Annotated in this window: 1 protein-coding gene and 1 pseudogene; both read right to left on the minus strand. The window is 75.2% G+C overall.

The genetic code is table 11. The features are described 5' to 3' along the window. Nucleotides 1-58: 58 nt before the first annotated feature. Nucleotides 59-1,105, minus strand: coding sequence for a LacI family DNA-binding transcriptional regulator (locus ACYVE9_RS24995; protein WP_461030163.1), 1,047 nt, complete (start codon nucleotides 1,103-1,105; stop codon nucleotides 59-61). Between the two features lie 276 nt (nucleotides 1,106-1,381). After that, nucleotides 1,382-1,915: pseudogene (locus ACYVE9_RS25000) on the minus strand (hypothetical protein); the annotation flags it as partial.

Raw genomic sequence — 1,915 nt, forward strand, 5'->3', positions numbered from 1 at the left:
CGCCGCCGGTCACGCGGCGCCTCAGGCGGGGCGTCCCGGGCCTCTCAGGTGCGGCGTGTCAGGCGCGGGGCGGGGCGGTGCTCGCCCGCACGACGAGTTCGGTGGCCAGCTCCACCCGGGGCGAGTCGACCTCCCCGCCGTCGGCGAGTCGCAGCACCGTGCGGGCGGCCACCTTGCCCATCTCCACCAGGGGCTGCCGGACCGTCGTCAACGGCGGCGCCGACCAGCGCACCTCCGGCAGGTCGTCGAAACCGACCACACTGACGTCCTCCGGCACCCGCATCCCGCGGCGTCGCAGCGCCTCGATCGCGCCCAGCGCCATCTGGTCGCTGGAGGCGAAGACGGCCGTGGGCGGTTCCGGAAGGTCCATCAGCCGGCCGCAGCCGACGAAGCCGGACTCGTGGTAGAAGTCGCCCGGCACCACCAGCCCGTCGTCCAGGGGCACCCCCGCCGCCTCCAGCGCGGCGCGGTAGCCGTCGAGCCGGGCGCGGCTGCACAGCAGCCGGGCCGGGCCGGCCACGAACCCGATCCGGCGGTGGCCCAGCCGCAGCAGGTGCTCGGCGACGGCCATGCCGCCCGCCCAGTTGGTCGCCCCCACGGTGGGAGCCGGAAGCAGTGGCGCCCCTGCCGGGTCCACCACCACCAGCGGCACCCCCAGCCGGTGCAGTTCCTCGTGCAGGACCGGTTCCAGCACCGAGGTCACCAGGATCACCCCGCCGGAGGCGCGGGCCCGCAGGTTGCGCATCCACGTACGTGCCGAGCCCTCGCGGTCGTGGATCGCGGAGACCACCGTGCCGTAACCGGCGTTGTGCGTGGTCTCCTCCACGCCTCGGATGATCTCCACCGCCCAGGGGCTGTCCAGGTCGTTGAAGACCAGGTCGACCAGTGCCGCCCGGTCGCCGACGGACGGCGAGCGGCGGCGGTAGCCGTGCCGCAGCAGCAGTTCCTCCACCCGGGCGCGGGTGGCCGGCGCGACGTCCGTCCGGTTGTTGACGACCCGCGAGACGGTCGGCACCGACACGCCCGCCTCCTGGGCGATCGCCGCGATGGTGACCCGCTGCTCGGCGGTCTGCGCGGCCGCCTCGCCTCTCCCGCCGTCTGTCATGCCTCTACTGCCTCTTCCCGTGTGCGTCGGCCGCCGGGTGCGTCGGCCGCTGCTCGACGTACGCTGCCGCCCGGGCCGCCGGCCCGGAGGGACAGCGTGGCACGGGCAACGGACAGGTCGAGCGAGTCGAGTCTCCCCCACGACCGAAACTTCTCGCCACTCTTCCGGAACAACGACTCGATCATGCCCGCGGTCCCCGACCGGTACGCGGTCGCGGCAGAGCTGCTCCCCCCTCGCCGCGACGGCCGGCGTCAGCGTGGCGCGCGGTGGCCTCCGTCAGCCGAGTTCCTTGGCGCCGCCGCCGTCCCCGGCACCACGGGAGCCGCCGCCGTGCAGGCCCCCGCAGTGGGAGCCGCCGCCGTGGAGGCGGTGGCCGTGCCCCGGGTCCCGCTTCGGGCCGCCGGTGTCGTCGGCCGCCTTGCGCTCGACGCCGACCCCGCCCCAGAAGGCGAATCCGGTCACCCGGACGCGTACCGCCCCGGGCACACCGTCGCCCGTCGCGGACTGGTCGAAAGCGCCCATGACACCCAGACCGCCCACCACGACCTCGGCGTCCTCGGGCACGATGACCTGGACGCCGCCCATGATCACGGTGGCCCGGATGACCACCTCGCGGTCCTCGAAGCGGGCGTGCCGCAGGTCGATGGAACCGCCGCCCCAGAAGGCGAAGCAGGTGAAGACCCGAGGCGCCGTCCAGCGACCCTTGCGGACGAATCCTCCCATCAGGGCCACGCCGCTCCGCGAGGAGGCGGTGCCACCGAACCGGCCGGCCCAGCCGCCCGAGGTCGCCGCGGGGGCGGCAGGGGCGGC

This window comes from Streptomyces sparsus (assembly GCF_054776295.1).

Excerpts from the sequence above, each read along its gene's own strand:
- ACYVE9_RS24995 (WP_461030163.1), bottom strand. The coding sequence starts at position 1,105 with ATGACAGACGGCGGGAGAGGCGAGGCGGCCGCGCAGACCGCCGAGCAG.